Raw genomic sequence first — 16747 nt, 5'->3', positions numbered from 1 at the left:
CGAGCATGGATATCCGAATCAACGAAGTCGGGCTGCGTGACGGCCTGCAAAGCCAGGGTAAAACCCTGACGGTCGAGGAGCGTCTGAAGCTGGCCGAAGCGTTGGCCGGTGCCGGCCTGCGCTTCATGGAGGCGGGCAGTTTCGTGTCGGCAAAGGCGGTGCCGCAGATGGCCGGTACCGAGGAGCTCTTTCCCCGTCTGCCGGTGCCGGAGCGTATTCAATACGCCGCCCTGGTGCCGAACATGAAAGGCTATGAACGGGCGGTAGCCGCCGGCGCGCGCACCGTCAACGTGGTGCTCTCGGTCACCGAGACCATGAACCAGAAGAACATCAACATGTCCCTGGCGCGCACCGCCGAGGTCTGCGAGCAAATCGTGACACGCGCCGCCGATGAAGGCATCAACGCCCAGGCCTATCTGGCGGTGGCCTTTGAATGCCCCTTTGAGGGTCCGGTGGCGCCGGAGGTGGTGGCTCATTATGGCGAGCGTATGAAAGACGCCGGCGCCGGCAAGGTGATCGTCGCCGACACCATCGGCGCCGCCGACCCGGCCAAGGTGGACACGGTGCTCGGCCTGCTGCTCAAGCACCTGGAGGCGGAGCGGTTGTCCTGCCACTTCCATGATACCCGTGGCATGGCGCTGGCCAATATCCATGCCGCCGTGCTCGCCGGCGTGCGTGAGTTCGATGCCTCCATCGGCGGCTTGGGCGGCTGCCCCTTCTCCCCCGGCGCCAGCGGCAATGTCGCCACCGAGGACGTGGCACTGATGCTGCGGAGCATGGGGTTGGAAACCGGCATCGATCCCCTTGACCTGGTGCCCGTGGTCCGTGAGGCGGAACGCCTTACCGGTACCGCCCTGGGGGGCAAGGCGTTCCGCTGGCTGAGCCGGCAGTACGGCAAGACCCGGGGAGGGCAGGGCGATGACCAGTAAGCTGCTGGGCTGGGTAGCGCGCATCGCGCCCTGGGCCATCGTCGCGGGCCTGGGCTACGCGGCCGCCTTCGTGCAACCCACGGTGGAACCGCTGCCGCTCCCGCAACCGCTGGTGGAACCCCGCGATCATTTCCTGGACGTGGCCGGGGACGGCCACGGCGCCCTCTGGTTCGCCGGTAACGCCGGCACCGTGCTGCACCGGGACGCCGACGGCCTCTGGGCGCGACGGGCGTTCGAGCAACCGGTCAATCTGCAAGGCATCGCGGAGGGCCAGGGCCGGGTGGTGGCGGTGGGCAACCAGGGCTGGGTGTTCAGCGACGCCGGCCAGGGCTGGTCCGCCCAGCAACTGCCGGTGTCCGACTACGCCGGCAAGCTGATCGCCGTCAGCTATCTCAACGGCACCTTCTGGATCACCGGTGAAATGGGCACCATTTTTCGTGGCGACGGCGACGGCGCCGGCGACTGGCAGGCGCTGAGCCTGGATACCGACGTGGCGCTCAACGACATCACCCGCGCCGACGACGGCGGCCTCTGGATCGCCGCCGAGTTCGGCAATCTGTTCCGTTCCTCCGACCAGGGCCGCAGCTGGCAACGCCAGGAACTGCAGGGCGAGAGCTTGCAGGCCATCGCCTTCCATGGCCCCACCGGCGTGGCCGTGGGCAATCAGGGCCGCGTGTATCTCAGCGAAGACACCGGCGTGTCCTGGCGCGCCGTGGACAGCGGTACCCATGAGCACCTTTACGACGTGGCCCACGACGGCCAGCACTGGCTGGCGGTGGGCGCCGGTGGCGTGCTGCTGACCTCCGAGCAGGGCCGTCACTGGTCGCCGCTGACGGCGCGCGGCTTCAGCAATGGCTACCACACGCGGGCGCTGCCCACCGCCAACGGGCTGGTGGTGACCGGCGAGGATCTGGGGCGTGTGCATCAGGGGCAATGGACCGCCTGGCCGGCAGAGGAGAAAGAATAATGTCAATGAGCCGTTTCGCCATCGGCCTGTCCGAGCTGTGCATCCGGCATCGCCGCCTGGTGGTGGCGTTGATTCTGGGGATCACTTTTCTGATGTCGCTGGTGCTGTTGCGCATCGACGTGCGCACCGTGTTCAGTGACATGGTGCCCAAGGGCCATCCCTACGTGGAGGTCCACGAGCAGTACAAGGAAACCTTCGGCGGCAGTAACAAGGTCACCATCGTGGTGAAAAGCGAGCAGGGCGAGATTTTCACGCCGCCGATGCTCGCCGAGATCCAGCGCGTCACCCGGGAGCTGGCCAAGGTCAGCGGGGTCAACCCGTTCCAGATCGTGTCGCTGGCTTCGCGCAAGCTGAAATCCGTGAACGCCTCCTCCATGGGCATCGAAAGCGTGCCCCTGATGTGGCCGGACGTGCCCGCGGACGCCGCCGGCATCCGCACCCTGCGCGAGGCGGTGATCAACAATCCGCTGGTGTACGGCATCTACGTGGACCGCGATCTGCAATCGGCGCTGATCCAGGTGGATTTCTACGATCAGAAGGTGGACTACGGAAAAATCTTTCCGCAGATCAACGCCATCTTCGACGCTTCCCCGATCCCGGACCAGGTCTCCTATCACCTGGTGGGTGAGCCGATTCTGTACGGCTGGGTGGACCATTACCTGGACGAGACCGTGGTGATCGCGCTGCTGTCCCTGGGTGCCATGCTGCTGGCTCTGTTTCTGCTCAATCGCACCTGGCGCGGTGCCTTGCTGCCGCTGGTCAGCGGCACGGTGTCGGCGATCTGGGCGCTGGCCATCGGCGTGATGCTGGGCTTTAACTTCGACCCGCTGGTGATCGTGGTGGCGTTCATCATCACCGCCCGCTGCTTCAGTCATTCGGTGCAGCTGATCACCCGTTTCGATGACCTTTGCGACGGCGATGGTCTGCAGCCCCGGGCGGCGGCGGAAGCCACCATGAAGGAACTGTTCCGGCCCGGCCTGCTGGGGCTGATTTCCGACGCCGGCGCCATCCTCTGCGTGCTGCTCACGCCGATCCCGCTGCTGCAGAAGGTTTCCATCATCGGCGCTCTCTGGGTGATGACCATCATGTTCTCGGCGGTGGTGCTGACCCCGGTATTGCTGAGCTGGGTGAAGGCGCCGCTGCGTTACGCGCATCCGCTGAACCTGCGTTTCCTGCTCGACGCGGTGCTGACCGTGGCCTACCGGCTGGCCGCCGGCCGCGGCGCCTATCTGGTGCTGCCGGTGACCCTGGTGCTGGTGGGCCTGCTGATGGCCAAGGCCACCGACCTGACCATCGGCGACGCCGCCCCCGGCTCGCCGATCCTGTGGCCGCAAGCGAGCTTCAATCAGGACAGCGCCCTGATCAACCAGCGCTATCCGGGCACCGAGCAGATGTTCGTGGTGCTGGAGGGGGATCGCACCGACGCGCTCAAGCGCGTGGACGCCCTGGACTGGATGCAGCGTTTCCAGCGCCGCATGGAGCGGCTGCCCCAGGTGGGCGGCAGTGTGTCCCTGGCCGACATCGTGGTGGACGTGCGCCGCAACCTTTACGAAGGCAACCCGCGCTACCGGGAACTGGGCGCCTCGCAGATCGAGAACGGCGAGCTGATCAGCTTCTACATGCAGGGCGCGGCGCCGGACGACCTGGCTCAGTTCGCCGACCCCCTGTTCCAGAACGGTTCGGTGCTGCTGATGCTGCGCGACCGGCGCGGCGACACCCTGCGCCAGGCGATCTTCCAGATCCGCCGCTTTATCGACGAGAACCCGCTGGACGGCTTCCAGATTCGCATGGCCGGGGGCTCCATGGGCATCACGGCGGCGATCAACGAAGTGCTGCTGTCCGATCAAATCGAGGCCATCGCCCTGGCGCTGCTGGTGGTGATCGTGTCCTGCCTGCTGGTGTACCGCTCTTCAGCCAGTGGTGTGTTCTTCATCGTTCCGGTGCTGATTTCCAACGTGGTCACCTTCGCGTTCATGGCCTGGCAGGGCATCGGCATGAGCATCAGCACCTTGCCGGTGGTGGCCCTGGGCATCGGCCTGGGCGTGGATTACGCCTTCTATATCGTCGATTCGATCAAGGAATACCTGGAGAAGTACCCGGACGCGGACCCCCGGGACGCCATCCGGCAGGCGCTGTTTTCCGCCGGCCGGGGCGTGCTGCTCACCTCTGTGACGCTGGCCGCCGGGGTGCTGCTGTGGGCCGCTTCCTCGCTGCGTTTCCAGGCCGAGATGGGGATGTTGATCGGCCTCTGGCTGCTGGTGTCGGCGTTCACCTCCTTGCTGGTGATGCCGTCGCTGGTGCGCATCCTCAAGCCCGCTTTCATTTTCGATCCGCCGAAGAAAAACGCCGAGTCCGTACCACCGGTGGAACCGGCGGCTTTTTCACCGAGTAAATAAAACGCCATCGAGTAACAACACGGGGTAATTGCCATGTCTGGATTCAACAATAAGAAATCGTATAGACCGGAGCGGCGCCTGCCGGGCCGGTTGGCTCTGGTCGCCGCCCTGGCGGCGACCTCCGCGGTCCATGCCGACGACGAAAACTGGCTCACCAAGGACTGGGAAATCAGCGGCTACGCCCGCCAGTACCTGTCCTGGAACCTGGAGAACCCGACGCTGATCGGGCCCGGGCCCAATGGCCTGGATGGTCGTCAGGAAGGCGATTACCGGGGCGACCTTTCCATGGTGCGCACGGTGGGCAAACTGAACCTGTTCCGCGACTTTGGCGCGGTGCGCTTCAAGACCACCGGTCGCGTGTCCCGGGAGGCCTCCACCGGTTACCTGGACGACGTGCAGGACGTGGCCGACGCCTGGGCGCGCACCGGCGGCGCGCCGGAATCCTCCGTCGATCTGATCGATGACAGCTACAACGACGAGGAGCTGCGCGAGTTCTGGCTGCAGGGGGATCTCACCGACAACCTGAATCTGAAGATCGGCCGCCAGCAGGTGGTGTGGGGCGAGACCGACTTCTTCCAGTTGATGGACGTGATCCACGGCTATGACTTCCGCTGGCGTTCTTTCCTGGAGCCGGAGAACGAGGAACTGCGCAAGCCGCTCAATATGGTCAACCTGACCCAGCGCTTTGACGACGCCGGCGGCAGCCTGCAGCTGATCTACATTCCTGGCCGCCTCAACGACGAGGAAGACCGTGGCAACAGCTACGACGTGGAAGGTGGGCGCTGGGCCAACCAGCCCAACCGGGGCGTACCGTTCGCCACCGCGCCGTTCGGCGCCAACGTACGTTACAACTACCACCACCCGGACGCGGACATGGACGACGATTCCTACGGTCTGCGCTGGAACGGTCTGGCCGGTGACTGGGGCTATTCCCTGGCCTGGTTCCACGGTCCCAATCCGAACCCGGTGGTCAACCCCAACCCGGCCACCAACAACACCGCGCCGGAGCTGTTCCTCGGTGCCTATGAAGGAACCTATGAAGGCGGGGCTACTGAAGCGGGCGAGTTCATCTATCCCTACATCGATGTGTTCGGAATTTCCGCCAATAACTACTTCCCGTCCCTGGACGTGGTGTTCAGCACCGAGTTGGCCTATATCCCCGAGGCACCCTACAACGCCGGCATCGTGAGCAACAGCCAGGGCAGGGGTTGCGGCTTCTTTCCCGGTTTCTGCGGCATCGAGGAGAAGAACCTGTTCCGCTCCATGTTCCGCCTGGATAAGCAGGTGGATCTGACCGGCGTCCTGGGCACCAGCCGGCCGTCTTTCCTCTCCGTGCAGGTATTCAACAACTGGATCGCCGACTTCGATAAGGACGAGCAACTGGTCAACACCGCCGGCTTCAGCGGCGACACCGAAGAGTTCAGCAGCATCATCACCGCCGTGCTGGCGACCAACTACGCCAACGACCAGATCAATCCGACTCTGGCGGTGGGCAGCGACCTGACCTATGGCGGCGGCTTCATGATTCCGTCGGTGGAGTTCGTCTACGGCGATCACATCCGGGTTCGTCTGGAAGCGGACATTTTCTTCGATCGCGAAGAACAGGACCGCCCGCTGCAAGACTTCAACGACACCAACCTGTTCGGTTATTTCGCGGGCAATGATCAGCTCGTGGCCCGGCTTACCTATCAGTTCTGAGGAGATCATCATGACAATAACCAAGTATCTTTCCGCCGCGTTGCTGTCGGTATCCGCGTTCATCGGGGCGCCGGCCCTGGCCGCCGAGCTGTCCGCCGGAGACACCCTTGATGCCGGCAACCTGGACGGCCACCTGGGGGACACGTTCGAGGGACACAGCGTTGACAGCCTGCTCACCGATGTTCAGAAGCGTCTGATCCGAGAGCAGGGTCTGGTCATTACCCTCAAACACTCCGAACCGGTAAAGCTCGGCAAGGATTACCTGGCCGCCACCAAGAAATATTCCGGCGCCGTTTCCTACGACCCGGACACCCGACTGATGAAGGGCTGGAAGGCGGGCATGCCGTTCCCCAACGTCACCGAGGACACGCCCCACGCCGCCGAGAAACTGGTGTGGAATCACCACGTGGCCCAGCCGACCAAGAACTTCCAGGATTACCCCAAGTTCGCCTACCTGTTCGTGGACGATAAACGGGGCCTGGAGCGTCGCCAGGAATGGGTGTTCAAGCGCTTTTACACCAAGGGCCGTCTGGGCGAGGAGAGCACCGAGATCGGCGACGGCGACACTCTGTTCAAGCAACTCCTGTACGCCACCTACCCCAACGATATCCGCGGCCTGGGCCTGTTCACCGTGCGTTACGACGGCCCGCAGCTGGATGACAGCTGGGCGTATCTGAAATCCGTGCGTCGTACCCGCCGTCTGTCCGGTGGCACCTGGATGGACCCCATCGGCGGTACCGACCAGCTCAACGACGACATCGAGATCTTCAACGCCCATCCCACCTGGTACCCGGAGTACAAGCTGCTCGGCAAGCGCACCGTGCTGGCGGTGGCGCACAGTTCCGTGAAGGCCTGGGACCAGGGTGCCAAGGGTGACGCGGAGTTTCCGGTGATCGACCTGGCCAACGGGCCGCACTGGAATCCCCTCGACAAGTGGGAACCCCGTGAGGTATGGGTAATCGAGGCCATCGCGCCGCCGGAACACCCGTACAGCAAGAAAATCATGTACATGGACACCCAGTTCCCGCGCTTCTACATGGCCGACGTCTACGACAAGAAGGGGGAGTTCTGGAAGTGGTTCAACTACCACCTCAAGACCATCCAGACCGAGGACGGTGACACCGGCATCGTGTCCTCCGCCGGCTTCACCATCGACTACCAACGCCGTCACGCCACCATTTTCATTCTCAGCCCGGATGCACGGCTGAACACGCCCGGGGTCGATCCCGGCGACATCAGCCTGCGTGAACTGGAGCAGGCGGCGGTGCGCTGAGGCCGGTTAACAAAGCCTCTTAAGAATAAGTAACGGAGACGAAGAATGAGTTATCGATTGGGTGTTGATGTGGGTGGCACCTTCACCGACCTGCTGTTGATCAACGATGACACCGGCGCCACCTACACCGCCAAGGTGCCGTCCACGCCGAGCGACTCGTCGATCGGCGTGCTCAACGGCATCGACAAGATCTGCCGTACCTCCGGCGTCGACCCGCGTGACATCGACAAGGTGATGCACGGCACCACGGTGGCCACCAACGCCATCCTCACCCGGCGCGGCGCCCGGGTCGGCCTGGTCACCACCCGGGGCTACAAGCAGGTGCTGCACATCGCCCGGTCCTATGTGCCGGGCGGGATCGGCGGCTGGGTGATCTTCAACAAGCAGCCGGTGCTGGCGGCCCTGGAAGATACCATCGAGGCCGACGAACGCATCGGCGCCGACGGGGCCGTGGTCACGCCGCTGGACGAGGCACGCCTGCGTGAGGATCTGAAGGCGCTCAAGGAAGACGGCATCGAGGCGTTGACCGTGTGTTTGATCAACGCCTACGCCAACGGTGAGCACGAGGAACGCATCGCCGCCATCGCCCGGGAGATGATGCCGGAAATCCCAGTGTCGATTTCCTCCCGGGTGGTGCCGGAAATGCAGGAGTACGAGCGCACCGAGACCACGGTGGTGAACAGCTACGTGCGGCCGGAAGTGTCCCGCTACCTGGACAACCTGGCCCGCGAACTGGAGAAGCGGCTGGCTGACGACGTGTCCCTTTCCATCCTGCGCTCAGACGGCGGTCTCTCCGCCTGTGACCTGGCCGGCGACACGCCGGTGAACCTGCTGCTGTCCGGCCCCGCCGGCGGCGTGGCCGGGGCCATCTGGTTCTGTTCCCGGGGTGGCTACGACAAGGTGCTGACCTTCGACGTGGGCGGCACCTCCACGGACGTGGCGCTGATCGAGAACAACAGTGCCCGCCTGCGCCGAGAAACCCGGGTCGGTGACGTGGCGGTGCGCGCGCCCTCCGTGGACGTGCGCACGGTGGGCGCCGGCGGCGGCTCCATCGCCTTCGTGCCGGAACTCACCAAGGCTCTGCGGGTGGGACCGGACAGCGCCGGCGCCGATCCGGGCCCGGCTGCCTACAACAAGGGCGGTGAGCTGCCCACGGTGACCGACGCCAACGTGGTGCTCGGTTACCTGCCCGCCGATCAGAAGCTGGGCGGCGACATGGAGATCCGCCGGGATCTGGCGGAGAAGGCCATGGCCAGGGTGGCGGAGCCCATGGGCTTGTCGCTCAAGGAAGCCGCCGAGGGCGTGGTGCGCATCGCCAACGAGCACATGTTCGGTGCCCTGCGTCTGATCTCCGTGGAGCAGGGCTATGACCCCCGCGACTTCGCCCTGTGCGGGTTCGGCGGCGCCGGCCCGCTGCACGCCAACGCCCTGGGCATGTTGATGAACGCCTGGCCGGTGATCGTGCCGCCGTCGCCGGGGGTGCTGTGCGCCTACGGCGACGCCACCACCCGGGTCAAGGACGAAGCGTCCCGTTCCCTGGTGAAAGGCTTCTCCCAGCTTTCCATCGAGGAGGTGACGCGCATCCTTGAGCAGCTCACTGGCCAGGTCACCGACTCGCTCTCCCATCAGGGCATCGACACCGCCGACCAGACCATCACCTGGCAGGCGGATGTTCGCTACCAGGGCCAGGCTCTGTTGCTGACCCAGGATCTGGACCGCGAGCAGCTCGCGGATCGGGGCCTGGCGCTGATCGGAGAGACCTTCGATGGCGAGCACGAGCAGCTGTTCAATTTCGCCCTGGATGAGGAGCACGAGCTGGTGAACCTGCGTGCCATCGCCCGGGCGCCGCGCCCCAACATCGCCGAGCGCGATTATGGCGGTGACGCCGTGGCGCTGGAGGATGCCGTGTTGGGCGAAAGCCAGATCTATTTCCAGGGTGCCGATCATGACGCGGTGCTCTATGACCGGGCGCGGCTGTGGCCGGGCCACGAACTGGCCGGCCCGGCCATCGTCATGGAAATGGATTCCACCACGGTGATTTTTCCCGGCTACGGGGCACGCGTGGACGGCGTCGGCAACCTGCTGATCGAACCGGCCGATAACAACGAGAAGGAGTGAACCATGGCTGCCACTTTGATACAGACCAACAACCAGCCGTTCCAACGCCAGGACGTGGATACGGTGACCCTGGACATCATCGAGAACGCCATGGCCAACGCCCGTAACGAGATGGACGCGGTACTGTTCCGCACCGCCATGTCGCCGGGTATCCGTGAGCAGGGTGATGCCTTTCCGATGATCGCCAACCAGGATGGCAAGATGGTGGTGGGCCAGTTCGGCTCCTTCATCCATGGTTTCATGCAGTCCTATGAAGGCACCGTGGAAGAGGGCGATGTGTTCCTCACCAACGATCCCTACATGTGCGACGGCGCCGTCAGTCACCTGCCGGACTGGCTGGTGATGGTGCCGATCTTCAAGGACGGCCGCCTGATCAACTGGGCGGCCATGTTCGGGCACATGTCCGACGTGGGCGGCAAGGTGCCCGGCAGTCTGCCCACCGATGCCAGGAGCATCTACGAGGAAGGCATCCGCATTCCGCCTCTGAAGATCTATCGCAACGGCGAGCTGAACGGTGATGTGCTCGATCTGATCCTGCACAACGTGCGCATGCCGCGCTGGAACCGCTCCGACTTCAACGCCATCGTCGCCGCCTGCCGCACCGCCGGCCGCCGCTGCCTGGATCTCGCCGAGCGCTTCGGCGATGACCTCTATGTCAGCGCCCTGCAGATGATGCTTGATCGCAACCACACCGCCATGCGCGAAATCATCCGCAAGGTGGTGCCGGAAACCCGCCAGTCCTTCGAGGACTACATCTGCGACGACGGCGCCGGCATCGGCCCCTACACCATCCGCTGCACCCTGTGGCGGGAAGGCGACAAGGCCATCTTCGACTTCGAGGGCACCGACCCCCAGGCGCCGTCCTCGGTGAACTTCTACCTCAACGAGGAGATGTTCAAGATGTTCTTCGGCGCCTACACCATCAACCTGTTCGATCCGTCCATCCTGTTCAACGACGGTTTCTACGATCTGGTGGAAGTGCGTATTCCCCAGGGCTCGATCCTCAAGCCGGACTTTCCGGCGGCGCTGTCCTGCCGCACCCATTTGCTGGGCCGTATTTTCGATGTGATGGGCGGCCTGCTGGGCCAGGGCACGCCGGAGGCGATGAGCGGCGCCGGCTTCTCCGACTCGCCGCATTTCATGTACTCCGGTTACGACGACAACGACGAATGGTTCCAGCTGTTCCAGATCGGCTTCGGCGGTATCCCCGGCCGGCCCCTGGGCGACGGGCCGGACGGTCACAGCCTGTGGCCGGGCTTCACCAACGTGCCCAACGAGTTCGTGGAAGCCTACTTCCCGCTGCGCATCGAGACCTATGAATCCATCGCCGACTCCGGCGGCGCCGGCCAGCATCGCGGTGGCAACGGCATCCGCGTGGGCTACCGGCTACTCGCCGACGGCGAGGTCTCCATTCACGACGACCGCTGGCTCACCTATCCGTGGGGCGTCAACGGCGGCCTGCCGGGCCAGCGCAGCCGCAAGGAACTGATACGGGCCAACGGCGAGCGCCAGGTGCTGCCCTCCAAGTGCGACAACATCAAGGTGGCCAAGGGCGACCTGGTGATTTTTGACACCTGGGGCGGCGGCGGCTGGGGCGACCCCCTGGAGCGGGACCCGGCGGCGGTGGGCACTGATGTGTTGAAGGGGCTGGTGACCCAGGGCGGGGCGCGCCGTTACGGCGTGGTCTGCGACGCCAGGGGGCGGGTCGATCAGGCCGCCACCGAGCTCCTGCGAAAGGAGATGGCGGAGCAGCGCGGTCCCATCGAGGAGGTGTTCAACCGGGGTGGCACGCTGGAGGAAATCAAGGCGCGCTGTCTGGAGGAAACCGGCCTGCCGGCGCCGCGCACGCCGGTCTGGGAAAACTGAGGGGGAGCCATGAATCTGCAATCACGGCGCCTCGCCGCCGCCCGTCGCTATGCCCTGGTGCTGGTGGACCTGAGCCTGGGGTTCACCGACCCCGGGCTTAGCCCCCTGGCCAGCGAGGCGGGGGCGGTGATTCAGGCCAATGCCCGCCTGCTGGCGGCGTTTCGGGAACGGTCGCTGCCGGTGTTCTTCACCACCGTGGCCTATGAGGGTGACGATCAGGCCCGGGTATTCCGGGAAAAGCTGCCCGCCCTGGAGGTGCTCCAGGCCGGCGGAGGGCTGGATCGCATCGACCCCCGGGTGGCGCCCCGGGACGATGAGCCGGTGCTGGTGAAACAGTGGGCCAGCGGCTTCTTCGCCACCGACCTGGCGGCGCGCTTGCGCGCCGCCGGCGCCGACGGGGTGGTGGTCACCGGCCTCACCACCAGCGGCTGCGTGCGCGCCACCGCCGTGGACGCGCTGCAGCATGATTTTCGAACCGTGGTGCCCCGGGAAGCGGTGGGCGACCGGGACGCGGACGCTCACCGTGCCAACCTGAAGGACTTGGGGATCAAGTATGCGGATGTCCTTTCCGTCGACGAGACCCTGGCTCTGCTGGGCTAGCCTGCTGGGCCTGCTGCTCACCGGGTGCCGGCACGGGCCGGCCCCGGCGGGCGGCGACATACCGGCGGAGCTGGCGGCCCGGCTGGCCGCCGAACCCGCCGCCTGCGAGGACTATCGCAATCATTATGTGCGCGCCTTCCACCGGCACGTGGCGGCCATGAGCCGCCATGACGAGGCCGCCCGGGAACGGGCCCGCGAGGCGCTGCGGCGCCTGCGCCGGGACCTGGCCGGGCAGGGTCTGGACGCGGACGCCTGCAGCCGGCCGCGCTGCATCATCGAACCGCTGCAGGGCGGCAAGCTGGACAGCTGGTGCGGGTTTCGCCTGCCGGACCGGGAGGGGCCCAACCTGTACCGCTGGGTGGCCTGGCCACCGCCGCGTGGAGCGGCGCGCACCGAGGAATCGCCATGACACAACAAACCCTCTACGACAAGCTCTGGGAGCGCCATGTGGTGGATACCCTGCCCGGCGGCGAGTCGTTGCTGTACATCGACCGGCATCTGATTCACGAGGTGTCCTCGCCGCAGGCGTTCGCCGCCCTGCGTGAAAAACACCGGCCGGTATGGCGCCCGGGCGCCAACATGGCGGTGCCGGATCATGCGGTGCCCACCCGCAACCGGGAGTTGGGCGTGCCCGGCATTCGTGATGCCCTGGCCCGCCAGCAGGTGCGGCGCCTGGAAGACAACTGCCGCGATCAGCGTATTCCGCTTATCGACCTCACCGACCAGCGCCAGGGCATTGTGCACGTGGTAGGCCCGGAGCAGGGCCTGACCTTGCCCGGCGTCACCCTGGTGTGCGGCGATTCGCACACCTCCACCCATGGCGCCCTGGCCACCCTGGCCATGGGCATCGGCACCAGCGAGGTGGCCCATGTGCTCGCCACCCAGACGCTGCGCGCGCGCAAGCTGAAGACACTGCGGGTGCGCTTCGATGGCGAACTGGACGAGGGCGTTACCGCCAAGGACCTGGTACTGGCGATGATCGGTCGGCTGGGCACCGCTGGCGCCACCGGCTTCGCCATCGAATACGCCGGTGACGTGGTTCGCCGGCTGTCCATCGAGGCGCGCATGACCCTTTGCAATATGAGCATCGAGGCGGGCGCCCGCGCCGGTCTGGTGGCCTACGACGCGGTCACCGAGGACTATGTGCATGGCCGGCCCGGTGCCCCGCGCGACGAACAATGGACCCGGGCGGTGGACCACTGGCGGCATCTGGTCAGCGATCCGGAGGCCCGCTTTGACCGCGAGGAGGTGTTCGACGCCACCATCCTGGAACCCCAGGTCACCTGGGGCACCTCGCCGGAAATGGTGGTGCCGGTGTCCGGCCGGGTGCCGGACCCGGCCGCCGCCCTGGACGAACAGGACCGCGCCAACCTGGCCCGGGCACTGGACTACATGGGGCTCGAGCCGGGTCAGGCGCTGGAAGGGCTGCCGATCGACCGGGTGTTCATCGGCTCCTGCACCAACGCCCGTATCGAGGATTTGCGTCAGGTCGCCACCCTGGTACGGGGCCGCCGGCTTTCGCCGCGTCTTAAACAGGCCATCATCGTGCCCGGCTCCGGCCTGGTGCGGCTGCAGGCGGAACGCGAAGGGCTGGCGGACATCTTCGAATGCGCCGGCTTCGAGTGGCGCGCCGCCGGCTGCTCCATGTGCCTGGGCATGAACGACGATCGCCTGGCGCCCGGCGAGCGCTGTGCCGCCACCTCCAACCGCAATTTCGAGGGGCGCCAGGGCAAGGGCGGTCGCACCCACCTGATGAGTCCGCCGATGGCCGCCGCCGCCGCGCTCACCGGCGTGATTACCGATGTCAGGGGGCTCTGAGATGCAAGCCTTCACGCGACACAGTGGCGTGCTGATTCCACTCAACCGCCGCAACGTGGATACCGATGCCATCGTGCCCAAGCAGTATCTGAAGAAAATCGACAAACAGGGTTTCGGCGCCCATCTGTTCGATGACGAACGCTACCTGGACCCGGGCGATGTGGACACGCCGGTCCAGGAGCGTCGTCCCAACCCGGACTTCGTGCTCAACCAGGTGCCCTGGAATCAGGGCAGCATCCTGCTCGCCCAGGCCAACTTCGGCTGCGGCTCAAGCCGCGAGCACGCGGTCTGGGCATTGCAGGATTTTGGCATCCGGGTGGTCATCGCACCGTCCTTTGGTGAGATTTTCCACAATAATTGCTTTAATAACGGAGTGCTGCCGGTTTGTCTCAGCCAGCAGGACGTGGACGAGTTGTTCCAATTGTGCCGAGAGCACCCGGAACAGCCGCTCACCGTCGATCTGGTCGGGTCCCGGCTGCAATGGGGAGAGCGTGAATGGCCCTTGGAGGTAGATTCCGCCCGCCGTGAAGCCCTTATAGCGGGCCTGGACGACATCGGCATCACTCTTGAGAGAGCAGAAAAAATACAACAATACGAAGCACGCCGTCGCCGGGAGGAACCCTGGTTGTTCTAAATAGCGGGACGGTGATGGGCTGGAGGAGACTATGGAATTCGAGAACGCCGAGCTGTCGCGAGCGCGTGTCTGCCTGATCGGCAACTCCAAGCTCAGCAAGATGGTGCATTCGCTGATTCCCGAGTTTCAGGCGCAGGCGGACATCTCGATCATCGACAACATCTTCAACGACGCCCTGCTGTCCGCCCGGCAACTGGTGGAGCAGGGCGACGTGGATATTTTCATCAGTGCCGGCGCCAACGCGTACTACCTGAAGAACACGCTGCCGGTACCGGTGGTGGCGCTCAAGATCCGCCAGAGCGATCTGATCAACGCGGTGCTCAAGGCGCGTGCCATTTCCCACAAGATTCTGATCCTGCTGCATGAGCACCAGGCGGTGGAATGGGAGTTGTTGTCCCATCTGCCCGGCGTGGAAATCGTGCAGAAGAGCTACGTCACCGCCGACGACGCCAATAATATTTTCCACAGCCTGCGTCAGCAGGGCTTCGGCGCCGTGGTCGGCTCCAGCTATATCTGCGATCTTGCCGAACAGGCCGGCATTCCCTATGTGATGATCTATTCCCGGGCATCATGCCGGCTGCTTTTGCGCCGCGCCATCAACCTGGCCGGTGAATACAAGCGCGAGCGCCAGCAGCAGGCATTTTCCGATTTCCTGCTCGCCAACACCGAGGGCGCCACCCTGGTCACCAACCGGGAGGAAAGAGTGGTGGCCTTTAACGAACAGGCCCGGGAGTTGTTGGCCAACCTGTACCGTGGGCGTCGTGTCGATAAATTGCTCGACAAGCGTTTTCTGGACGCTGACGACACCGTGGCCGAGGGGATTCTGCTCAATGATCGTCTATGCCGGGTCGCCAAGCGCGCCTTCGACGTGGGCGAGGAGCGGGTCGGTCATATCTACTCCATCAAGGCGGCGCCGGTGCCCCAGGTGGAAGAGGGCCGCGACCGGGTGGAACTGGTGTTCCAGTCGCGCCGCATGCACGAGGCCACGCGGTTGCTGAGGGTCTACGGTTCCACCCCGGGTTCGGTACTGCTGCGCGGTGAAACCGGCAGCGGCAAGGAGCTGGCCGCCCGGGAGGTGCATGAGGCGAGCGCCAATCGGGATGGCCCCTTCGTGGCGATCAACTGCGCCGCCATTCCCAGCGAGCTGTTCGAGGCGGAGCTGTTCGGCTACGCCGATGGGGCCTTCACCCATGCCCGCAGTGGCGGTAAATCCGGGCTGCTGGAAGGGGCCAACAACGGCACCTTTTTCATGGACGAGATTAATTCCCTGCCGATGCCGCAACAGGCCAAGCTGCTACGCGTGCTGCAGGACCGCGAAGTACGCCCGGTGGGTTCGCGCAAGTCGGTGGCCTTGAACATCAAGTTCGTGGCCGCCTGCAACCATGACCTGCTTGAGGAGGTACGCGCCGGTCGTTTTCGTGAAGACCTTTATTACCGCCTCAATGTGTTCACCGTGCACCTGCCGTCCCTGCGCGAGCGCCCGGAGGACATCGAGCCGCTGACCCGCTATTTCATTCGGCGGTTGTCGGCGCGCTATCAGCTTTCCACCGAGGAGGATGCTCTGTGCCGGGTGTTGCTGCCGGTATTCCGGCCCTACGCCTGGCCCGGCAACGTACGTCAGTTGGAGAACCTGCTGGAGCGGCTGCTGGTGTCGTCGTCGATGTACGACACCCTCGCCGAATTCGGCCAGGCCATTCCCAACCTGGCGCCGGAGTTGTTCGAAGGCGTGGCCGGTGGCGGCGGGGATCAGGGCCACCTGAGGCAGAAGGAGCAGGAGGAAATCCTGCGTGTGCTGGAGCAGTTCAACGGCAACCGCACCCAGGCGGCGGAGTACCTGGGCATCAGCCAGACCACGCTATGGCGGCGCCTCAAGGAACTGGAAAAGAAAAAGCAGAACGGCTGAAGCCGCGCCTACCGCAACCTCCGCCCGCAACGCCGGCATCGGGCGTGGCGCGCCCCTTAGGGCGACGGAAAAAGCGGCGCCAGGGAAGGCGCCGTGATGGAGAGCAAGGCACTTAATAAGGCGGTTATTTGAGGACGTTATCGCCGCTCATGAACACGAACACACGAGAGAACTTGCCGTCTTCCACGTACCAGAAATTGCAGTTGGTAAGGCGCACCTCGGTGCCGTCGGCGGTTTTCAGATAAACATTGAAGCGTGCCGAAATGCTTTGGTTTTCCTCGTCCGCGGTGCATTCAAAATCACCGTGCCAGATGTGCTCGAAGCTGCTGAACAGGGTCTTGAACATGGCGCGCACGCCTTCCTTGCCCTCATGGACAATGGGGTCCGTGGGGATGGTGAATACCGCGTCGTCATGGAAATTGGCGAGCACGCCGTCCATGTTCTTCTTGTCCACGTTGGCGAAGTAGCTTTGCGTGGCCAGATCGATCAGTTCCTGGCGATTTAGTTTTTTCATTATTGACTCCTGTGTGTCTGCGTGAGAGTGG

At 64.8% G+C, this 16747-nt stretch carries 13 protein-coding genes; 12 read left to right on the top strand and 1 reads right to left on the bottom strand.

Going from position 1 to position 16747, the window contains the following annotated elements:
- Nucleotides 1-5: 5 nt before the first annotated feature.
- The 12 genes from ACLD02_RS13525 to ACLD02_RS13470 are packed head-to-tail and all read left to right on the top strand — an operon-like array spanning nucleotide 6 to nucleotide 16202.
- On the top strand, nucleotides 6-929 hold the full coding sequence (locus ACLD02_RS13525) for a hydroxymethylglutaryl-CoA lyase (RefSeq protein WP_410298927.1): 924 nt from the start codon (nucleotides 6-8) through the stop codon (nucleotides 927-929).
- Nucleotides 919-1896 (top strand): WD40/YVTN/BNR-like repeat-containing protein, encoded by a 978-nt coding sequence (locus ACLD02_RS13520; RefSeq protein ID WP_410298926.1) that lies wholly within the window; start codon nucleotides 919-921, stop codon nucleotides 1894-1896. The genes ACLD02_RS13525 and ACLD02_RS13520 overlap by 11 nt, the downstream gene beginning before the upstream one ends.
- Nucleotides 1896-4292 carry an efflux RND transporter permease subunit gene (locus tag ACLD02_RS13515; protein ID WP_410298925.1) on the top strand — a complete coding sequence of 799 codons (2397 nt, stop codon included), beginning with the start codon at nucleotides 1896-1898 and terminating at the stop codon, nucleotides 4290-4292. Before ACLD02_RS13520 ends, ACLD02_RS13515 begins: the two co-directional genes overlap by 1 nt.
- A 33-nt stretch (nucleotides 4293-4325) precedes the next feature.
- Nucleotides 4326-5990, top strand: a complete 1665-nt coding sequence (locus ACLD02_RS13510) for a DUF1302 family protein (protein WP_410298924.1) — start codon at nucleotides 4326-4328, stop codon at nucleotides 5988-5990.
- Between the two features lie 10 nt (nucleotides 5991-6000).
- Nucleotides 6001-7263, top strand: a complete 1263-nt coding sequence (locus ACLD02_RS13505) for a DUF1329 domain-containing protein (protein WP_410298923.1) — start codon at nucleotides 6001-6003, stop codon at nucleotides 7261-7263.
- A 45-nt stretch (nucleotides 7264-7308) separates the two neighbouring features.
- Nucleotides 7309-9381 carry a hydantoinase/oxoprolinase family protein gene (locus ACLD02_RS13500; RefSeq protein WP_203105339.1) on the top strand — a complete coding sequence of 691 codons (2073 nt, stop codon included), beginning with the start codon at nucleotides 7309-7311 and terminating at the stop codon, nucleotides 9379-9381.
- Nucleotides 9382-9384: 3 nt separating this feature from the next.
- Nucleotides 9385-11247, top strand: a complete 1863-nt coding sequence (locus ACLD02_RS13495; protein ID WP_203105338.1) for a hydantoinase B/oxoprolinase family protein — start codon at nucleotides 9385-9387, stop codon at nucleotides 11245-11247.
- A 9-nt stretch (nucleotides 11248-11256) separates the two neighbouring features.
- The gene (locus ACLD02_RS13490; RefSeq protein ID WP_410298922.1) at nucleotides 11257-11847 is read left to right on the top strand and encodes an isochorismatase family protein; all 591 of its coding nucleotides are present in this window, start codon (nucleotides 11257-11259) and stop codon (nucleotides 11845-11847) included.
- The gene (locus ACLD02_RS13485) at nucleotides 11801-12256 is read left to right on the top strand and encodes a hypothetical protein (RefSeq protein ID WP_203105336.1); all 456 of its coding nucleotides are present in this window, start codon (nucleotides 11801-11803) and stop codon (nucleotides 12254-12256) included. The genes ACLD02_RS13490 and ACLD02_RS13485 overlap by 47 nt, the downstream gene beginning before the upstream one ends.
- The gene (gene leuC / locus ACLD02_RS13480; protein ID WP_410298921.1) at nucleotides 12253-13665 is read left to right on the top strand and encodes a 3-isopropylmalate dehydratase large subunit; all 1413 of its coding nucleotides are present in this window, start codon (nucleotides 12253-12255) and stop codon (nucleotides 13663-13665) included. The genes ACLD02_RS13485 and leuC overlap by 4 nt, the downstream gene beginning before the upstream one ends.
- Before the next feature lies 1 nt (nucleotide 13666).
- On the top strand, nucleotides 13667-14299 hold the full coding sequence (leuD, locus tag ACLD02_RS13475) for a 3-isopropylmalate dehydratase small subunit (protein ID WP_410298920.1): 633 nt from the start codon (nucleotides 13667-13669) through the stop codon (nucleotides 14297-14299).
- 31 nt (nucleotides 14300-14330) lie between these two features.
- Nucleotides 14331-16202, top strand: a complete 1872-nt coding sequence (locus tag ACLD02_RS13470) for a sigma 54-interacting transcriptional regulator (protein WP_410298919.1) — start codon at nucleotides 14331-14333, stop codon at nucleotides 16200-16202.
- A gap of 124 nt (nucleotides 16203-16326) precedes the next feature.
- Here ACLD02_RS13470 and ACLD02_RS13465 read toward each other — a convergent pair whose 3' ends face one another.
- The gene (locus tag ACLD02_RS13465; protein WP_203105332.1) at nucleotides 16327-16716 is read right to left on the bottom strand and encodes a nuclear transport factor 2 family protein; all 390 of its coding nucleotides are present in this window, start codon (nucleotides 16714-16716) and stop codon (nucleotides 16327-16329) included.
- Between the last annotated feature and the right edge of the window lie 31 nt (nucleotides 16717-16747).

Origin of the sequence: Alloalcanivorax sp. C16-2 (assembly GCF_046507615.1) — a bacterium.
Lineage (GTDB): Bacteria > Pseudomonadota > Gammaproteobacteria > Pseudomonadales > Alcanivoracaceae > Alloalcanivorax > Alloalcanivorax marinus_A.
Note: the sequence above shows the minus strand (reverse complement) of the source record. Positions and strands in the feature narration are given on the sequence as shown.